The sequence below is a fragment of the Emticicia sp. W12TSBA100-4 genome (genome assembly GCF_040253585.1).
GTDB lineage: Bacteria > Bacteroidota > Bacteroidia > Cytophagales > Spirosomataceae > Emticicia.
Map to the genome: position 1 here is coordinate 1 of NZ_JBELAU010000092.1, position 357 is coordinate 357.

Here is a 357-nt window from a genome sequence, read left to right on the forward strand (position 1 = left end):
AAGCACCGCAGGTACATACACAGCGACATGTATCAACAGTTGTGGGGAAAGTGGATTGAGCAATGTAGTAGTTATCACGACAGGCAGCAGCCCAGCAGCTCCAGTAATCAGCAGCAATAAAAACAGCTTGTGTAATGCTGAAACGGCAACGTTGACAGCAACAGGTTGCAGTGGTAGTTTGAAATGGAGTACGAATGCCACAGGCAGCAGCATCAGTGTAAGCACCGCTGGAAGTTATACAGCGACATGTATCAATAGTTGTGGCGAAAGTGGCGTGAGCAATGTAGTGGTTATCGCGACAGGCAGTAGCCCAGCAGCTCCAGTAATCAGCAGCAATAAAAACAGCTTGTGTAATGC

At 47.9% G+C, this 357-nt stretch carries 1 pseudogene; it reads left to right on the forward strand.

Annotated features, from left to right (window positions below):
* Positions 1–357 (forward strand): annotated as a pseudogene (locus ABR854_RS25895) (hypothetical protein); the annotation flags it as partial.